Origin of the sequence: Myxococcus llanfairpwllgwyngyllgogerychwyrndrobwllllantysiliogogogochensis (genome assembly GCF_006636215.1) — a bacterium.
In the GTDB taxonomy this organism is placed as follows: Bacteria; Myxococcota; Myxococcia; order Myxococcales; family Myxococcaceae; genus Myxococcus; species Myxococcus llanfairpwllgwyngyllgogerychwyrndrobwllllantysiliogogogochensis.
Genome location: NZ_VIFM01000265.1, coordinates 1 through 15,163, shown reverse-complemented (window position 1 = coordinate 15,163; position 15,163 = coordinate 1). Strand labels below are relative to the sequence as shown.

The window sequence follows — 15,163 nt, the reverse complement described above, 5'->3', positions numbered from 1 at the left end:
CGCTGACGGTTCGCGTGGGGGCGGCGGTGGTGGGAATCACCCGGCGAGGGCAGGGTGCGGGCGAGGCGTTCGCCACGGAGGTGTTGTCTGGCCAGGCCTGGGGCCAGACGCTGCTCAGTCCCCTGTTCCTGGGCGCGGTGCTACTTGCCTTGGCGGTGACGCTGCGAGGCATCAGCTTCAGGCTCTCGGATAAGGACCGAGAAGCGGGCTCACGCACCGCGCTCTGATTGGCCCGCACGTGGGCGGCAGGGCCCGGACAACATGAAGGGAGAATACTGATATGACAATTGAATCCCCGAACGGCATCAGCTCCATTCCCGTCGTCATCGACATGGGCAAGCAGCGGAACAAGAAGCTCAAGGCCCTCAAGCGAGGCCGGGGCGCGCTGATGCTCGAGGTAGGTGAGGCCCTGAACGAAGTCCGGGACAGGCTGGGCGAAGAGGCCTTTGGCAAGCAGCTGGTCCCCGTCGTCCTCATCTACCGGAAGCAGGCCAAGAAGAAGAAGCGGGGTGGGCTGTCGCTGCCGTTCGTGCCCCCCTTCATGCCCTGAACCCACGCAGTGGACTCGAGGAGCGAAAGTCATGAGCATTCCAGGCAAGGAAGTGACCACCGAGACGGCCGTCAGGGTGGACGGCAACGGTGGACAGATGGTCGCGACCGAGGTGGTGATTGAACGCACCCGTTCGCAGGGCAAGAAGAAGAAGCGCAAGACGAGCAAGGGGTTGAAGAACCTGGACAAGGCGCACGACAACGCGAGTCGTGCGATGGAGCACCTGTCCGCGTCCGTCTCCGACGGCCTGAAGACCTATCGTCGGGAGCAGAAGGCCTCGGCCGAGAAGAAGAAGGACGGCGCCCTGCGGGACTTGATGAAGAACTCCGGCAAGGCGGCGAGCGATTCCTTGAAGACCTTGAGCAAGGTGCCTCTCGACCTCACCCGGACCATCGACAACAAGCGCAACCGCAAGCAGGTGCGGGCCGTCGCGCGGTTCATCGCCGGCCCGCTGGGTCGCTAGCGCGCTTACGGCCCTAGCCCTGCTGTGCGGGCTGGAGCCGTGTCGCGGGCTCGTGGGCCAGCCGGGGCGACGTCTGCTGGAGGAAGTCCCGGACGACGGCCACCGTCTGGATGGGGTCTTCCTCCATGGGCACATGCCCCAGTCCTTCCATCATCACCAGACGGGACTGGGGGATGCGCGACTGGAACTGCCGCGCGTACTTGGGGAGGATCCACTCGTCGCGGCTGCCCCAGAGGATGAGCGTGGGGACCTTTATCTCCGACAGCCGCGCCTCGAGTGACGGGTCCCCGTCCTTCTGGGCGAAGCGTTGCCGGGTGGCCTCGCGATTGCCCTCGCGCAGGAGCATGTCCACGTAGAGGTCCACGGTCTCCGGTGTCACCCGCCGGGGGTCGCCGTACGTGCCCTTCACGGTGCGCTTCACCATGAAGCGCGGGGTCGTCCAGCGGACCACGCGGCTGAGCACGGGCGTCTCGTAGAGCCGCAGGGAGAACGGTATCGGCTCGTCGCGCCGCAGGCCGAAGGCGTCCACCAGGATGAGCCGCTCCACCTTCTCCGGATGGACCACGGTGTAGCGCCAGGCGAGGCCGCCCCCCATGGAGTTTCCGCCCAGCGTGAAGCGCTTGAGCCCCAGGGCCGACACGAAGGCGTCCAGCCAGGCGACCTCCTCCAGCGGACTGTAGCGGTTCTGGGGGTCCGGCCCGGTGAGGCCCTGTCCCGGCAGGTCCATGGTGATGACCCGGTACTCGCGCGTCAGCGCGTCCATCCATCCTTCCCAGGTGTGCAGCGACGCGTTGGAGCCGTGGAGCAGCACGAGGACCGGGCCGGTGCCCTGGTCCCGGTAGTGCGTCCGCAAGCCATCGACGTCGATGAACTTCGACGGCTTGCGTGCGCGTCGTGCCTCGATTTCACCCGCGGGGCGGTCCCGTCGAACCGCCAACGCGAGGGCCGCGCCCCCCGCAAGACCCAGACCGATCGCCCACTTCGCCGCGCGATTCATGAAGCCTCCGAGCGCGCCCGGTCCTCGTCACGAGTCCCGTTCATGCGCGCGCGGAAGCTAGGTCCGTAGACTCAGCCGCAGAAGTACGTCACCGGCCTGTCTGTCCATCTGCTCAAGTATCTGCGCCGCGGTGGGAATGTCTCGAATCAAGCCCGCGGCCTGTCCGACGGGGGTGTGTGCGATGCTGTAATCGCCCGCGGCCAGCGCGGCCTGGAACTTCGCGCGCTCCTCGTCGACGACGGCCAGCAGCTCCTCCTCGCGACCGGACCAGCGCTCCGTCATCGTGTTCTGGAGGGCACGGAAAGTGTAATCCTGTGGCCAGTGCAACCCGCGTAGGATATCGAACACGATGGAGCGGTCCGTCTGGTCTCCTGTCAAACGAACCGCCATCTCCTTGGAGGCGCTGTTCCCCAGCGACTCGCGGCTGGCCCACAGCCGGGAGCCCACCAGCGCGCCGTCCGCTCCCAGTGCCAGGGCCGCCGCCAGGCCTCTCCCGTCGGCGATGCCTCCGGCCGCGAGCAGGAGCGTGTCGGGTGAGCGCGCGGCGAGGATGTCGGCGACCTCGGGGACGAGGGTGATGGTCGCCCGGTTCGTCATGCCATGGCCGCCCGCCTCGCTGCTCTGCGCGACGATGACGTCCGCACCCGCCTCCAGGGCGAGGTCCAACTGGGCGAGTCGCTGAATCTGGCAAATCAGCGCCGCGCCCGACGCCTTGATTTTCGCGGCGTAGGGACGGGGATCTCCAAAAGACAGCATGAAGGCGCGCGGCTTGTGGGAGAGCGCCGCGTCGAGGACCTGGGGATTCTTGTCGAGCGACCAGGTGATGAGGCCGCCGCCCACGACGGCATCACCGGCGAGGGCATGTTCCCTGGCAATCCAATCGGCGTCGCCGTAGCCCCCGCCAATCAGACCCATCGCACCGGCGCGACTGACGGCTCCCGCCAGGAGTCCGCCGGCCACCAGGGCCATGGGCGCGCAGACGATGGGATACTTCAGCTGGAAGCGTTCGGTGAAACGAGTCTTCATGACGAGGCACCGGGGGTCGGGGACACTGGCGCTCATAGGCCAATGTTGACGAAGCCGACAAAGGCCCCACGGTGCCGGTTGTTTATTGGCTGATACGTCGATGCCGCGCGCGAAATGTCTCGCCCGCCCCAACAGGGCTACAGCATCCACCGCCAGGACAGCCCCGCCAGGGTGGTGTAGCCCACCACGGAGCGCTCGATGCGTCCTTCGGGCGAGAGGAAGAACACCGTGGGGAACATGTTCACCCGCCACGCCTGCTGAAGCGAGTCGTCGCCGAGCAGCACCGGGTAGTCCACCGCGTGCTCTCGCGTGAAGCGTCGCACGGCCTCTTCGTCTTCGTACGCCAGCGCCACGGACACCACGTGCGCCGAGTCTCCCGCGAGCCGCCGCAGTTGCGAGAGGTTGGAGGACTCCGCGCCGCACACGCCACACCAGGGCGCCCAGAAGGCGAGCACCACGGGTTTGCCGCGCAGCGACTGAAGGGACACCGTCTCGCCCTCCAGCGTGCGCAGCGTGAAGTCCGGCGCCGGAGCGCCCGAGCCTGGAAGGTGTCGCGTCTGCCAGGCGGCCACCGCCACGAAGACGAGCGCGAGCAACACCAGGTCCACGCCCCACCGCACCCACCAGCGCTGACGCGCTCGCGCCCATGCGGCACGCACGTTGGCCAGTGCTCCGGACCCGCTTTGCATCCAAGACCTCCACACACACCGTGCCGCGCGAGCGCCAGGGCTCACGCGGCACCGAATCATCCTGCCACCGTCAGGGCCCCTCCGGGTGGAAGGACCCTGACGCGGCTCAGCTCACGTCAGGAGGGACTTGGCAGCTCCTCGGGTTCCCAGGGCGCGGTCCTCACGCTCTCCCCATCGCTCCGGTGGGTGCGTCCCAGGGACTTGCCCACCGCGTGGCCCGCGCGCTCCAGGGCCCGGTCCACCGCCCCGGCGAAGCTCGCGTCCACGGCCTCCGCCGCGAGCTGCCCGCCCTGCTCGAGCTGGACGGTCACCTTGGCCACCTTGTCCACGCCGCCGCGTGGGCCGTTGATGTCCTCCAAGCGCACCATGACCTCACGGACCCTGTCGGACAGTCGCCCCATCGCGAAGCGCGCGCGGCGCTCGACGTGGTTGCGCAGGGTGTCGGTGAGGGTGAAGTGTCGGGCTCGGATTTCGATTCGCATCCTCGGCTCCTTCTGGCCCACCATGGGCCTATCTCCTATCTGCAGGCCCGGGAGTTTCGGCGCCAATAGGAAAAGCCCCGGAGGACCCTCGAAAAAACGAAGGGTTCCGGGGCGGAATGAGGACGCGCGACGCGCTGTTCGCTCTTTACGGGCCGCCGCTCTTCGCCGCGGCCGGAGGCGCCTTCGCGGGCGGAGCCACGGGCTTGCTCGCGTCTCCGGGGGGCGTCGTCGCGGGCGCGGCTTCCGCCGTCGCCGGCTTGTTCTTCGGCGGCATGGGCACCAGCGGCTTCTCTGGCTCGATTTTCGCGCCGATGCGCACCTGCTGCTCCACCATGCGAGACCACAGCGACGCCTTGGTGCTCACCAGCGCGTTGTCCGCGAGCACCAGCGTCCGGGTGTCCTGGGCCCGGCGGTAGATGCGCGGCCCCACGTCCGGCTGCGCCGGGTCCGAGTCGCTCACCTGCACCTGCTCCTGCACGCCGATGCCCGCCTCGCTGAAGGACAGCGATGACGTCAGCTCGAACTTGCGGGTGAGGTTGTTGGGCAGCTTGAAGGTCAGCTCGCGCGACAGCGGGAACCACGCCGCGCCCAGACATGCGCGCTCCGGGTTGGACACCGACTCCGTGAAGAAGCGGTTGCGCCGCAGCGGCATGATGCGCGCGTGCCGGCGGCACACGTCCGTGCCGTCCGTGGTGCAGGCGTCGCCCTCCGCGACGAGGACATCCGTGCCGCCCACGCGCTCCAGCCGCAGCTTCGCGTTCTTCGGCATGGAGCGCAGCGAGCCCAGTGCCTCCACGCGGAAGCCCAGCTCCGTCGTCTCCACCAGCGCCACTGGCCCCAGGGCCTCGCCGTTGGTGAAGCGCCGCGTAATCACCCACGCCAGCCGCTGGCCGGCCTGGAGCGTCTCCAACACCAGGTCCTCCTCGGTGAGCTTCTGCGACGGCGGAAGGGGCAGGGCGTCGGGGCCGGCCTCCACGCACTCGTCGGTGGTCGGGTCCTGCCACCACACGGGCGCGCCCGCGCAGTCCACCGCGGGGTGCGGAGCCGTGCCGGCGTCCTTGTCATAGCCGTGCAGGAGCAGGGCGAACCAGGTGTCCGGCGTGGGGAACGAGCGTGCGTTGGGGCCCGCCTCGGCGAAGCACATCGCCGGCTTGGGCACGCTGGCGCAGCCGGCCAGGAGGGACAGCGCGACACCGCAGACCTGAAGCGTTCGTTTCATGGGTTCTCAGGCCTCGGCGAACCGGAGGTCCCAGTCGCCTTCCGCGGTGAGGGCCACGTGCAGCTTGGGGGGCACCGCGCCGCCCACCAGGTGCTGCAACAATTCGCGGGAGAGCACGGGCATCAGCGAGCCCTGGAGGATCTGCTCCATGTTGCGCGCTCCCATCTCCGACTCCGTGCACCGGCGCGCCAGCTCGTCCAGCAGCTCCGGCGCCAGCGTCGTCTCCACGTCGTGGGCCTCGCGCAGCCGGCCCACCAGCTTGTTCAGCTTCATCTCGGCGATCTGCCGCATGACGTCGCGCTGCACCGGACCGAAGGGCACCACCGTCATGCGCGCCAGCAGCGCGGGCTTGAAGTGCTGGCTCAGCGTGGGGCGGATGGCCGTGAGCACCTGCTCCGACGAGGGCTCCAGCCCGTCCTCGAACATCTTCATCACCCGGTCCGAGCCCAGGTTGCTGGTGAGGATGATGACGGTGTTCTTGAAGTCCACCGCGCGGCCCTCTCCGTCCGTCAGCATCCCCTTGTCGAACACCTGGTAGAAGAGGTTCATCACCTCCAGGTCGGCCTTCTCGCACTCGTCCAGCAGCACGACGGAGTAGGGCCGCTGCCGCACCGCTTCCGTGAGCAGGCCGCCCTCGCCGTAGCCCACGTAGCCCGGCGGCGAGCCGATGAGCCGGCTCACCGTGTGCTTCTCCTGGAACTCGCTCATGTTGAGCGTCGTCATGAAGCGCTCGCCGCCGTAGAGCGACTCGGCCAGCGCCAGCGCCGTCTCCGTCTTGCCCACGCCGCTGGGCCCCACGAAGAGCATCACGCCAATCGGCGCGTCCGGGTTGCGGATGCCCGCCTGGGAGATGCGGATGATTTCGCCCACCTTCTTGAGCGCCGCTTCTTGTCCACGCACGCGGGTGCGCAGCCGGTCCTCCAGGTTCAGCACGGCCTCCAACATGTCACCGCGCATCTTCCCCACCGGCACGCCCGTCCAACCCGCGACGACGCGCGCGACGATGTCCGCGTCCACGTCCGAGTGCACCAGCGGGAACTCGCCGCGCGCCGCCGCGAGCGACTTCGCCGCCGCGTCCACCGCTTCCTTGAGCGCCGCGGGCTCGGCACCCGGGGCAGGCTCTCGCAGCGCCTTGCGCGCGTCCATCAGCGCGACGACGGCCGCGCGCTCCGTCTCCCAACGCGCGTGCAGCGAGGCCCGCGAGTCCTGGGTGGCGCGCAGCTTCGCCTCCGCTTCGGCCAGTGCCTCCTGCGCGTCCTCCCCACCTTCACCGTCGGCCAAGTCCCGCTTGAGCGCGTCGCGCTCGCGCTCCAGGCCGGAGATCTCCTGCTCCAGCGCCACCAGCTCCTCGGGCCGCGTGGATAGCTCGATCTTCACGCGGGCAGCCGACGTGTCGAGCAGGTCCACCGCCTTGTCCGGGAGCTGCCGGCCGGAGATGTACCGGCTGGACAGTCGCACGGCCGCGGTGACGGCCTCGTCGCGGATGGTGACGCCGTGGGACGCCTCATACGTGGGGCGCAGGCCGCGCAGCATCAGCTCCGCGTCCGCCTCGCTGGGCTCGTCCACCTTCACCGGCTGGAAGCGCCGCTCCAGCGCCGCGTCCTTCTCGAAGTACTTCTTGTACTCGGCCCACGTCGTCGCGGCGATGGTGCGCAACTCGCCCCGCGCCAGCGCGGGCTTGAGCAGGTTGGCCGCGTCGCTGCCGCCCTGCGAGCCACCCGCGCCGATGATGGTGTGCGCCTCGTCGATGAAGAGGATGATGGGCGTGGGGGACGCCTTCACCTCGGCGATGACGGCCTTGAGCCGGTTCTCGAACTCGCCGCGCACACCCGCGCCCGCTTGCAGCAGGCCCAGGTCCAGGCCGAGCAGGTCCACGTTGCGCAGCGCCTCAGGCACCTCGCCCCGCACAATGGCCCAGGCCATGCCCTCCACGAGCGCCGTCTTGCCCACGCCCGGCTCGCCCACGAGGATGGGGTTGTTCTTCCGGCGGCGGGAGAGGATGTCGACCATCTGCCGGATTTCGCGGTGACGGCCGAAGATGGGGTCGATCTTCCCCTCGCGCACCCGCCCGGTGAAGGACGTCGCGAAGCGCTTGAGCGCCTCGTCACCCCGGCCTCCTGGCGCACCCGCCGCGCCGCCACCCGAGCCGCTCGCCGCGCCGTCGGCCGTGGTGACCTCCACGTTCTCCGGCGAGGGCTGCAGCAGCACGTCCAGCGAGCCCAGCAGCTCGTCGCGGGAGATGGCGTCCAGCTCGGGGAAGATTTCCGCGGTGTAGCGCGAGCGGCGGGTGATGAACTGGACGAACAGGTGCCCCGAGCGCAGCCGCGTCGCGCCGTGCTCCACCGAGGCCAGGAGCCACGCCTCCTCGAACCACTGGAAGAGCGTCTCGGAGAAGACGGGCCGCCCCGCGTTGCCGGCGCGCAGGCCCTGCAGGGCGCGCTCCATGCTGGTGGCCAGGTGCCGCTTGTCCACCCCGAAGTGGTGGAGCAGGCGCGCCACGTCCGAGTCCTCGGGCTCCAGCATCTGCGCCAGCATGTGCTCGGGGACGATTTCGTAGAACCGTCCCGCGCTCGCGCGAGCAACCGCCGCTTCCAACAGGCGGGTGGAGGTGGGCGTCAGGCGACGGACAAGCGCTTTCGGATCGACGCGAATGGGAGCCCCCAAGCTGTGACAACGGTGGTCGACGGTATACCGGGCGGCTGTTACGCCGTAAATCCCCGCACCCCGGGGCCGCCCATCCCGGAGCGTCTCATCTCACGACGGGAACACTCAGGTGTGTCTGCTGGCTGGAGCCCAGCCAGGTGTCGCGGCCGAGCTGGCTCGGCTCCTTGCGAGACAGCCGGAACTGCTGACGCACCCCTTCGGTGAGACCCAGCTCCAGATCATACTCCAGCGGGTCCCGGACGAAGAGCGACACCACCTCCCGCACCAGCGGTAGCAGGTCCCCATCCGGCATCAGCCGCTTGTAGGCGCGCGGCGGCAGCGGGCTGATGTGCAGCTGAATCTTCCCCGTCCGGTCGAACGCCTTGCCCCCCAGCAACATGTTGCGGCCGAGCTGATGGTTGGCCCGCCCCAACTGCACCCGCGCGTCGATGTCCACCCAGCGGCCCACGAACTGCCGCACCGACACCCTCGCGCCCTCCAGGTCCTCGTTCAGCACGTCCTGGAGCGCGACCTCCAACTGCTCCGCCGTGCGGGAGCGGCTGGCGAGCAGCGGGGCGATGCGCAGGAGGCGCCAGGTCGGCAGGCCTCCCTTGCGGGGCTGCTCGTACGTGTCGAAGCCGCCCAGGGCGAGCAGCCGCCGGGACCACTGGTCCGTGAAGGACGTGTCCGTCTCGCTGGTGATGCGGTACTTCGACTCGATTCGATACAGCAGGGACAGGAGCCGGTGGTGGAACAGGTCCAGGAACTCGCGCCGCACGGGCGCGTCCGGGTCCTCCTGCGCGACTTCCTCGGCGATGTAGTGGGGCAGGGGGCTCACCGCGCCCGTCAGTCCCAGAAAGCGCGTCACCACCTCGAACAAGGGGCGGCGTGAGGACGGGTCCTCCGGCCGCACCGGTACGTAGCGCAGCGTCACCTCGCTGACGTCGCCGGAAGGGAACCCGAGCGATGGGTCATGCCGGAAGCGGATCATCTCCTCGTTGACGGGCCCGGGCCCGCCCACGCGCACCGCGTCCTTGGTGAGCCGCTCCAGGTAGGCCACCAGCGGGAAGAAGCCCACCCGGGGTGCCGCCTCGGCCAGCTTCCGGGCCTCTTCTACAAGAGCGTCTGAGAGCCGTTCCTCGGAAGCCACATGTACTCCGTCTGCGAGGGGTGGAGGCGGATGCTCAGCTCGTTGAAGGAGTTGATGGTGACGTGGGACGCGAGCAGTTCCTCCAGCACGCAGCCGAAGAGGAACGAGTCCCCCACGCCCATGAAGTTCTCCTCGTCCAGGTCCACCCGGGTGCGGTGGCCTCGCAGCGGCGCGCCCTCCAGGAAGCGCGTGACGGGTTTGGTCTCCACCGCGCGGATGGCGTTGATGCGCAGGCGGCTGGCGCGCGCGGCCAGGTTGTCGGTGAGCGAGTGGAAGTTGTACAGGTCCATCAGCCGCCGCAGCGCCGCCGCGTCCGCGAGCGAGTGCTGGTTGATGGCCAGATGGGACAACAGCCGCCAGTGCAGCTCCGCGCCCAGCGGCGCGCGCGCGGGCCGGCTCACCGGGGAGATGTTCTTGAACTTCGCCTGGGTGGGGCTGGCGGACGTGGACTCCGTCAAGTCACCCACTTGGAGGCGCGACGGCAACGTGCGGTTGGTGCACGTCAGGTCGATGGAGAGCGCCTCCTCGGCCCCGAGCACCGGCGCCACGTCGCGCGGGGTCTCCAGGGTGATGTACATGTCGATGCCTTCATCCAACGGCGAGTGCATGCGCCGCAGCCGGTAGAAGGACTGCTCCGCGTCGCCGCCCGCCGTATGGCTGAACTCGAAGAATGGCCGGTAGCCGCGCCGCTCGTTGCGGCCCGACTGGAGGCCCGTCACCGAATCCACGGAGTACACCTCCGCGTGGTTGGGTGGCAGGTCCGCGGCGCGCAGCAGGTGTTCGCGGTCCAGCGCGTGGTGGAGGACGGGGTTGGCCGGGGCGCTGAAGAGGTTGACCACCGGAGCGCAGTGCAGCCGGAACATCTCCCGGTGGATGCGCGCGTCCAGGGGCGGTGGCCGCTCCAGGTGGAAGGCGATTTCGAACCGGTCCTCACGGACGCTCATCGCCGCCGCGTCCAGGTTCTTCACGTCGAAGAACAGGAACTTCTCCGGCAGCGTCAGGTACTCCTGCAACAGCCGGTAGCCCTCGCTCGCTCGAGGCCACGGCAGCAGGCGGAAGTCGCGCTGGAAGCCCACCGCCTGGAGGGAGCCCGCGGGCAGCTTGATTCCGTCGCCCTGTGAGGACGCGCCGCGCACCCGCACCTGTCCGCAGTAGCGCAAGAGACACAGCAGCACCACGGCGGAGGCGGACAGCTCTCCGTGGATGAACAGGCGCAGGCCCTGCTGGCGGAAGACCTCGGCGCGGCCCTGCTCCGTCGTCTGGAACGACAGCCGCAGCACGGGGGAGGTAATCGACGAGCGGTCCAGCATCGCGTCGGTGAGCTGCACCGGCAGCAGGTCCACGTCCGTCGTGGTGCGGAAGACGCAGCGGGTGCCGTCGATGGGCTGCGAGGCGACCTCCGCCCCGGCGGCCAGCCTCGAGCGGCCGCGCAGCGCGCGCAGGTGCGGGGAGAACTCGACGATGGACGCGGCGGGCAGGGGGCGCAGGTAGTGCGGCAGCAAGAGCTCCGTCAGCCCATGCACCAGCTCCGGCACGTCGTCGTCCACGCGCTCGCGGATGCGCGCCGTCAGGAAGGCGAAGCCCTCCAGCAGCCGCTCCACATCCGGGTCCGCGCCGCGCTCCACCAGCAGGCCCGCCAGCGACGGGTTGGCCAGCCCGAAGGCCCGCCCCATCTCCCGCAGGTACGTCAGCTCGCTCAGGTAGTACTTGCTGAACATCCTCGCCCTCCGCCCAACACCGCGCGGTTCACCACAGGTCCACGCGCCCGCCCGGGTTCATCTGCGTGTGGAAGCGCACCGTGCCTTTTCGCGTGCGCGTCGCCAGCTGCGCGGTGATGTCGAACCGCAGCGCCGTCGGATCATCCGGGTCCGGCGAGTGGTTCACCACCACGCTCTTCAGTCTCGGCTCGAAGTCCTGGATGGCCGTGCGGATGGACTGCGCCATTCGCGGCACCGCCGACGGGTACGTGTGGACGATGTCGTTCAAGTCCAGGATGCCGAAGGCCGGTGAGGCCACGGACTCACCCTTGCGCGTGTTGAGCAACGCGCGAAGGTGCTCCGCGATGGACTCCACCACGTCGCCGGGTGGGGCGAGCGCGCCATTGCCTTCGGCGATACGTGACAACAAACCTCGGGAGCCCATGCGTGTCTTTTATTGAGGCCACCCCCGGCCGCCCGTGTCGACTGCGCCACGGACGACCGGTGGAGGAGCACGCATCAGCGCTGGGTGTCCCAGGTGTCCTCGTGCGTCTGGCCGCCGTTGCTGTACGTCCAGTTGATGGTGTGGAAGACGATGTTCAGCTCCTCGAGCGGAGGGCTGTTGGAGCTGGTCGGCACGAACGCATCCGGCACGAACTGCTTGATGCTGTTGATGCGCGCCTTCTTGATGGACGTCGTGTAGAACTGCTCGGTCGTCCCGTCGCCAGAGGGGTTCGGGCGGAAGAACTTGAACGTCGCCTCGATGACGGTGTTCTCGCACAGCGCCTTCATCAGCAGCGGCGAGGCCTTGTCGATGCGCTTGCGGATGGTGATGCCCTCGTACTGACGGCGACCCACGGCCAGGCCCGAGCCCGCCTCACGAGCGGTGAACACCTTCTGCTCGTAATAGATGGCCTCGATGGCGCCCTCGCGGCCGAGGCTCGTCTGGGTGCTCTCACCCGCGATGTCCTGCCCGTTTGCCTTCAGGTACACGAAAACTGATTCAGCCATGGAACCAACCTCTTTGCTGTGCGCGCGAAGGCGCGCGGGTGGCCCAGGCTCATTTCGAGCCTGGGAGTGGAGCCCACAGAATAGCTGATCTCAACGACACACGGTGAAGCGGGTCCATCACTCCTTGTCCAGCTTACCCACCAAGGACAGGGTGAACGACGCACCCATGTACTTGAAGTGGGGGCGCACCTGCAGGCTGCAGCGGTACCAGCCCGGCTGACCTTCCACGTCCTCGACGACGACGCGCGCGGCCTTCAGCGGGCGGCGCGAGCGCACGGCGGGCGCCGGGTCGTCCATGTCGGAGATGTACTGGCTGAGCCAGTGATTCAGCTCACGCTCCAGGTCGGCCTTCTCCTTCCAGCTGCCAATCTGTTCGCGCTGCAGCACTTTGATGTAGTGCGCGAGGCGCGTCATGATGAACATGTATGGCAGCTGCGTACCCAGACGGTAGTTCGTCTCCGCGGCCTTGCCCTCCGGGGTGTTGCCGAAGAACTTGGGCTTCTGGGTGGAGTTGGCGCTGAAGAACGCCGCGTTGTCGGAGTCCTTGCGGAACACCAGGCCGATGAAGCCTTCCTCGGACAGCTCGTACTCGCGCCGCTCGGTGAGCATGACCTCGGTGGGAATCTTGGTCTGGATTTCCCCCATGGCCTCGTACTGGTGCAGGGGCAGGTTCTCCACCGCGCCGCCGGACTGGGGACCGATGATGTTCGGGCTCCAGCGGAACTTGGCGAAGGAGTCCGCCACGCGCGACGTCAGCGCGACGGAGGCATGGCCCCATAGGTACTTCTCGTGGCTGCCGACGACGTCCTCGGTGAAGTTGAAAGCCTTCACCGGCACCGTCTTCTCGCCATAAGGCAGACGCAGCAGGAAGCGCGGCAGGGCCAGGCCCACATAGCGCGCGTCCTCGCTCTCGCGGAACGAGTGCCAGCGCGCGTACTGCGGACCCTCGAACAGGGACTTGAGGTCCTTGAGGTCCGGCAGCTTCAGGAAGGTAGGCTCACCGAAGGTCTCCGGCGCGGTGTTGGCGATGAACGGCGCGTGGGCCATGGCGGCCACCGACGCGCACTTGCGCAGAAGCTCCATGTCCTGCGGGCCCACGCCGAAGTCGTAGTTGGCGGAGATGATGCCGTAGGGCTTGCCACCGAAGACGCCGTACTCGTTGGAGTACACGAGCTTGTACAGGCCGCTCTTCACGACCTCGGGCGCGTCCTCGAAGTCCTTCTGCAAGTCTTCCTTGGAGACGTTGAGCATCTCCACGCGGGTGTTCTCGCGGAAGTCCACGCGGTCCACCAGGAACTTCAGCGAACGCCAGGACGACTCCAGCTTCTGGAACTCGGAGGCGTGGAGGATTTCATTCACCTGCGACGACAGGCGCTTGTCGATTTCGGCGATCATCGCGTCGACGAGCGCCTTGTCCACACGCTCCTCGGAGCGGTTGGGCGCGAGCATCTCCGTGATGAAGGCTTGCACGCCGCGCTTGGCGACGTCGTAACCCTCGTCCTTGGGCTTGAGCTTCGCCTCGGAGAGGATTTCGTCGAGCAGGGACAGCGAGGCATCGGCGCCGGCAACCGGCGACTTCTGGGTCAGGGTCTCGGTAGGCATGGTGTCTCTGTTCCCCGTAAACGGTTACTTGGACTTTTCCTCGAGCCCCAGTTCCTTGATGAGTGCCTTGCGGCCCTCTTCGTCGGCCAGGAGTGCCTGAAGCTTCTTGCGGAATGCGGGAAGGTTGCCCAGGGGCCCCTTGAGCGCGTTGAGCGCGCTGCGCAGCTCCAGGAGCTTCTTGAGCTCGGGCACCTGATTGACGACGCTCTCGGGCGTGAAGTCCGACAGGTTCTTGAATTGGAGCGAGACATTCATGGTCGCGCCCGCGTCGCTGGACAGCTTGTCCGCGGCGGTGAGGGTGACCTTGAGGTTCTGCTGAGCCATCACCTCGTTGAAGTTGCCCTTGTCCACGTTGATGGGCGCGCGCTGCTCCAGAGGCCGGTCATCCGCCTGGCCCGTGAAGTCCCCCATCATCAGGACCTTCAGGGGCAGCTCCACCTGCTCCTGCGCATTGCCGGTGGCGGGCTTGTAGACGATGTTGACGCGCTCGGTAGGGGCGACGGAACTCTCTTTGCTCATCTGCGGCTCTCTCCTTGAGACCTACGTAGAAATGCGCGGGCGTCGCATGGGGGAGGCTTCGCCGCGGAACAACCTGGGAACGTCAGGGGCCGACGACGCGGAGCGCGGCGGAAGAATCCAGCCGTGCGAGACGACGATAGCGGTTTCGAACTTTTGCTGCCAACCGTCCCCCCTCCTTTTCCTCGACGGTGCGGGTGGCGAGCCACCCCTCGAGACAAGCCGCCGCCAGCGTGGGCTCCCACTGGTCCAACGCATGAGAGGAAACCTCCTCGTCGAGCGCGTCGAAAAGCGCGCGCGCCAGCGGAAGTTGTCCTGCCTGGGCACACAGGCGCGCCAGGGTCAGGCGGGCGACGAAGCGCGCGCGGCCCGTGCCCGCGGCGGCGACATCCGCCTGGAGCCCCGCGACGAGCTCCTGCACGCGGCCCTCGGCCAGCAGCGCCTCGGTTTCCTCCTCGCCCAGGGGCTGCGCGCCGGCGGACTCCGCGTCGAGTGACGGCGGCGGCAGGCGAATGGCTGTCGTCGGGGCGCGGACCGGGGACGCGGTGGTGCGGGGGGCCGCCTGGAGGACCTCGGCGCGCAGCCAGGCGCGCGTGGCCTCGTCGGTGAGGGGAGAGCCGTCGGCGGCGAGCAGGTCCTCCACGCCCGGCATGCGGCGCAGTTGCACACGCAACTCCCGCACCAGCGCGGCGTGGGCCGTGGTGTGTGTTTCACCCAGCCCCTTGAGCGCGGCCGCGCTGAAGCGGTGCGGGCTCAGGGCGAAGCGGTGTTGGGCGACGGCGGACTCGGCCTCGTCGAGCAGCTCGCTCCAGCGCTGGTTGGCTTCCAGGGTCTCCAGCTTGGAGCGCAGCGAGTCCGGTGGCGGCTGAAGCGTCGTGCGGCCGTTGGCACCGGTGCCAGGCGGCCGCGCCAGGTGCAGCCACACGCCGTTGCGCAGCAGACGGTAGGAGACGGGGTCCGCGCTGCTCGCGTGACGCAGCGCGCTCGCGGCGCCCAGGAGCGCGGCGCCGACGTTGCGCAGGAAGTCGGTGACGGCCTCGGTGCTGGAGAGGTCCGGCTGCGCGGGCAGCGTGGGGAGCGGAGGCACGACGACGGTGCTGGGCGCGGCGACTTTCGGG

16 protein-coding genes are annotated in these 15,163 nt (G+C 68.5%); 3 read left to right on the top strand and 13 right to left on the bottom strand.

What is annotated here, in order from left to right; all coding sequences use genetic code 11:
- The 3 genes from FJV41_RS52705 to FJV41_RS40185 form a co-directional block, all read left to right on the top strand.
- A partial coding sequence (locus FJV41_RS52705) for a hypothetical protein (protein WP_181791276.1) occupies positions 1-227 on the top strand: 227 nt, incomplete at its 5' end.
- A 53-nt stretch (positions 228-280) separates the two neighbouring features.
- Entirely contained in the window at positions 281-550 is a 270-nt protein-coding gene (locus FJV41_RS40190; RefSeq protein ID WP_141647916.1) for a DUF6200 domain-containing protein, read from the top strand.
- Positions 551-581: 31 nt separating this feature from the next.
- Entirely contained in the window at positions 582-1,013 is a 432-nt protein-coding gene (locus FJV41_RS40185; RefSeq protein WP_141647915.1) for a DUF6312 domain-containing protein, read from the top strand.
- Between the two features lie 13 nt (positions 1,014-1,026).
- Here FJV41_RS40185 and FJV41_RS40180 read toward each other — a convergent pair whose 3' ends face one another.
- The 13 genes from FJV41_RS40180 to FJV41_RS40120 form a co-directional block, all read right to left on the bottom strand.
- The gene (locus FJV41_RS40180; protein ID WP_141647914.1) at positions 1,027-2,010 is read right to left on the bottom strand and encodes an alpha/beta fold hydrolase; all 984 of its coding nucleotides are present in this window, start codon (positions 2,008-2,010) and stop codon (positions 1,027-1,029) included.
- 57 nt (positions 2,011-2,067) lie between these two features.
- Positions 2,068-3,036, bottom strand: coding sequence for an NAD(P)H-dependent flavin oxidoreductase (locus FJV41_RS40175; protein ID WP_220137937.1), 969 nt, complete (start codon positions 3,034-3,036; stop codon positions 2,068-2,070).
- Positions 3,037-3,173: 137 nt separating this feature from the next.
- Positions 3,174-3,725 carry a TlpA disulfide reductase family protein gene (locus FJV41_RS40170; protein WP_141647912.1) on the bottom strand — a complete coding sequence of 184 codons (552 nt, stop codon included), beginning with the start codon at positions 3,723-3,725 and terminating at the stop codon, positions 3,174-3,176.
- A gap of 116 nt (positions 3,726-3,841) precedes the next feature.
- Positions 3,842-4,231, bottom strand: a complete 390-nt coding sequence (locus tag FJV41_RS40165; RefSeq protein ID WP_246137716.1) for an HPF/RaiA family ribosome-associated protein — start codon at positions 4,229-4,231, stop codon at positions 3,842-3,844.
- Positions 4,232-4,352: 121 nt separating this feature from the next.
- Entirely contained in the window at positions 4,353-5,426 is a 1,074-nt protein-coding gene (locus tag FJV41_RS40160; RefSeq protein WP_141647911.1) for a hypothetical protein, read from the bottom strand.
- Positions 5,427-5,432: 6 nt separating this feature from the next.
- A complete protein-coding gene (tssH, locus tag FJV41_RS40155; protein ID WP_141647910.1) occupies positions 5,433-8,090 on the bottom strand; it encodes a type VI secretion system ATPase TssH in 2,658 nt (885 codons plus the stop codon).
- Between the two features lie 85 nt (positions 8,091-8,175).
- Positions 8,176-9,219, bottom strand: a complete 1,044-nt coding sequence (gene tssG / locus FJV41_RS40150; RefSeq protein ID WP_181791274.1) for a type VI secretion system baseplate subunit TssG — start codon at positions 9,217-9,219, stop codon at positions 8,176-8,178.
- The gene (gene tssF, locus FJV41_RS40145; protein ID WP_141647909.1) at positions 9,183-10,937 is read right to left on the bottom strand and encodes a type VI secretion system baseplate subunit TssF; all 1,755 of its coding nucleotides are present in this window, start codon (positions 10,935-10,937) and stop codon (positions 9,183-9,185) included. Before tssF ends, tssG begins: the two co-directional genes overlap by 37 nt.
- 28 nt (positions 10,938-10,965) lie before the next feature.
- The gene (tssE, locus tag FJV41_RS40140) at positions 10,966-11,361 is read right to left on the bottom strand and encodes a type VI secretion system baseplate subunit TssE (protein WP_141647908.1); all 396 of its coding nucleotides are present in this window, start codon (positions 11,359-11,361) and stop codon (positions 10,966-10,968) included.
- 74 nt (positions 11,362-11,435) lie between these two features.
- Positions 11,436-11,927, bottom strand: coding sequence for a type VI secretion system tube protein TssD (gene tssD, locus FJV41_RS40135; RefSeq protein WP_141647907.1), 492 nt, complete (start codon positions 11,925-11,927; stop codon positions 11,436-11,438).
- A gap of 117 nt (positions 11,928-12,044) precedes the next feature.
- Complete coding sequence (gene tssC / locus FJV41_RS40130; protein WP_141647906.1) at positions 12,045-13,529, bottom strand: type VI secretion system contractile sheath large subunit; 1,485 nt, start codon at positions 13,527-13,529, stop codon at positions 12,045-12,047.
- 24 nt (positions 13,530-13,553) lie between these two features.
- A complete protein-coding gene (gene tssB, locus FJV41_RS40125) occupies positions 13,554-14,048 on the bottom strand; it encodes a type VI secretion system contractile sheath small subunit (protein WP_141647905.1) in 495 nt (164 codons plus the stop codon).
- A gap of 82 nt (positions 14,049-14,130) precedes the next feature.
- Positions 14,131-15,163, bottom strand: a 1,033-nt coding sequence (locus tag FJV41_RS40120; protein WP_181791272.1) for a type VI secretion system domain-containing protein, incomplete at its 5' end; no start/stop codon positions are given.

Excerpts from the sequence above, each read along its gene's own strand:
- tssB (WP_141647905.1), bottom strand. The coding sequence starts at position 14,048 with ATGAGCAAAGAGAGTTCCGTCGCCCCTACCGAGCGCGTCAACATCGTC.
- FJV41_RS40175 (WP_220137937.1), bottom strand. The coding sequence starts at position 3,036 with ATGAAGACTCGTTTCACCGAACGCTTCCAGCTGAAGTATCCCATCGTC.
- tssE (WP_141647908.1), bottom strand. The coding sequence starts at position 11,361 with ATGGGCTCCCGAGGTTTGTTGTCACGTATCGCCGAAGGCAATGGCGCG.
- tssD (WP_141647907.1), bottom strand. The coding sequence starts at position 11,927 with ATGGCTGAATCAGTTTTCGTGTACCTGAAGGCAAACGGGCAGGACATC.
- FJV41_RS40180 (WP_141647914.1), bottom strand. The coding sequence starts at position 2,010 with ATGAATCGCGCGGCGAAGTGGGCGATCGGTCTGGGTCTTGCGGGGGGC.
- tssF (WP_141647909.1), bottom strand. The coding sequence starts at position 10,937 with ATGTTCAGCAAGTACTACCTGAGCGAGCTGACGTACCTGCGGGAGATG.
- tssC (WP_141647906.1), bottom strand. The coding sequence starts at position 13,529 with ATGCCTACCGAGACCCTGACCCAGAAGTCGCCGGTTGCCGGCGCCGAT.
- FJV41_RS40170 (WP_141647912.1), bottom strand. The coding sequence starts at position 3,725 with ATGCAAAGCGGGTCCGGAGCACTGGCCAACGTGCGTGCCGCATGGGCG.
- FJV41_RS40190 (WP_141647916.1), top strand. The coding sequence starts at position 281 with ATGACAATTGAATCCCCGAACGGCATCAGCTCCATTCCCGTCGTCATC.
- FJV41_RS40185 (WP_141647915.1), top strand. The coding sequence starts at position 582 with ATGAGCATTCCAGGCAAGGAAGTGACCACCGAGACGGCCGTCAGGGTG.
- FJV41_RS40165 (WP_246137716.1), bottom strand. The coding sequence starts at position 4,231 with ATGGTGGGCCAGAAGGAGCCGAGGATGCGAATCGAAATCCGAGCCCGA.
- FJV41_RS40160 (WP_141647911.1), bottom strand. The coding sequence starts at position 5,426 with ATGAAACGAACGCTTCAGGTCTGCGGTGTCGCGCTGTCCCTCCTGGCC.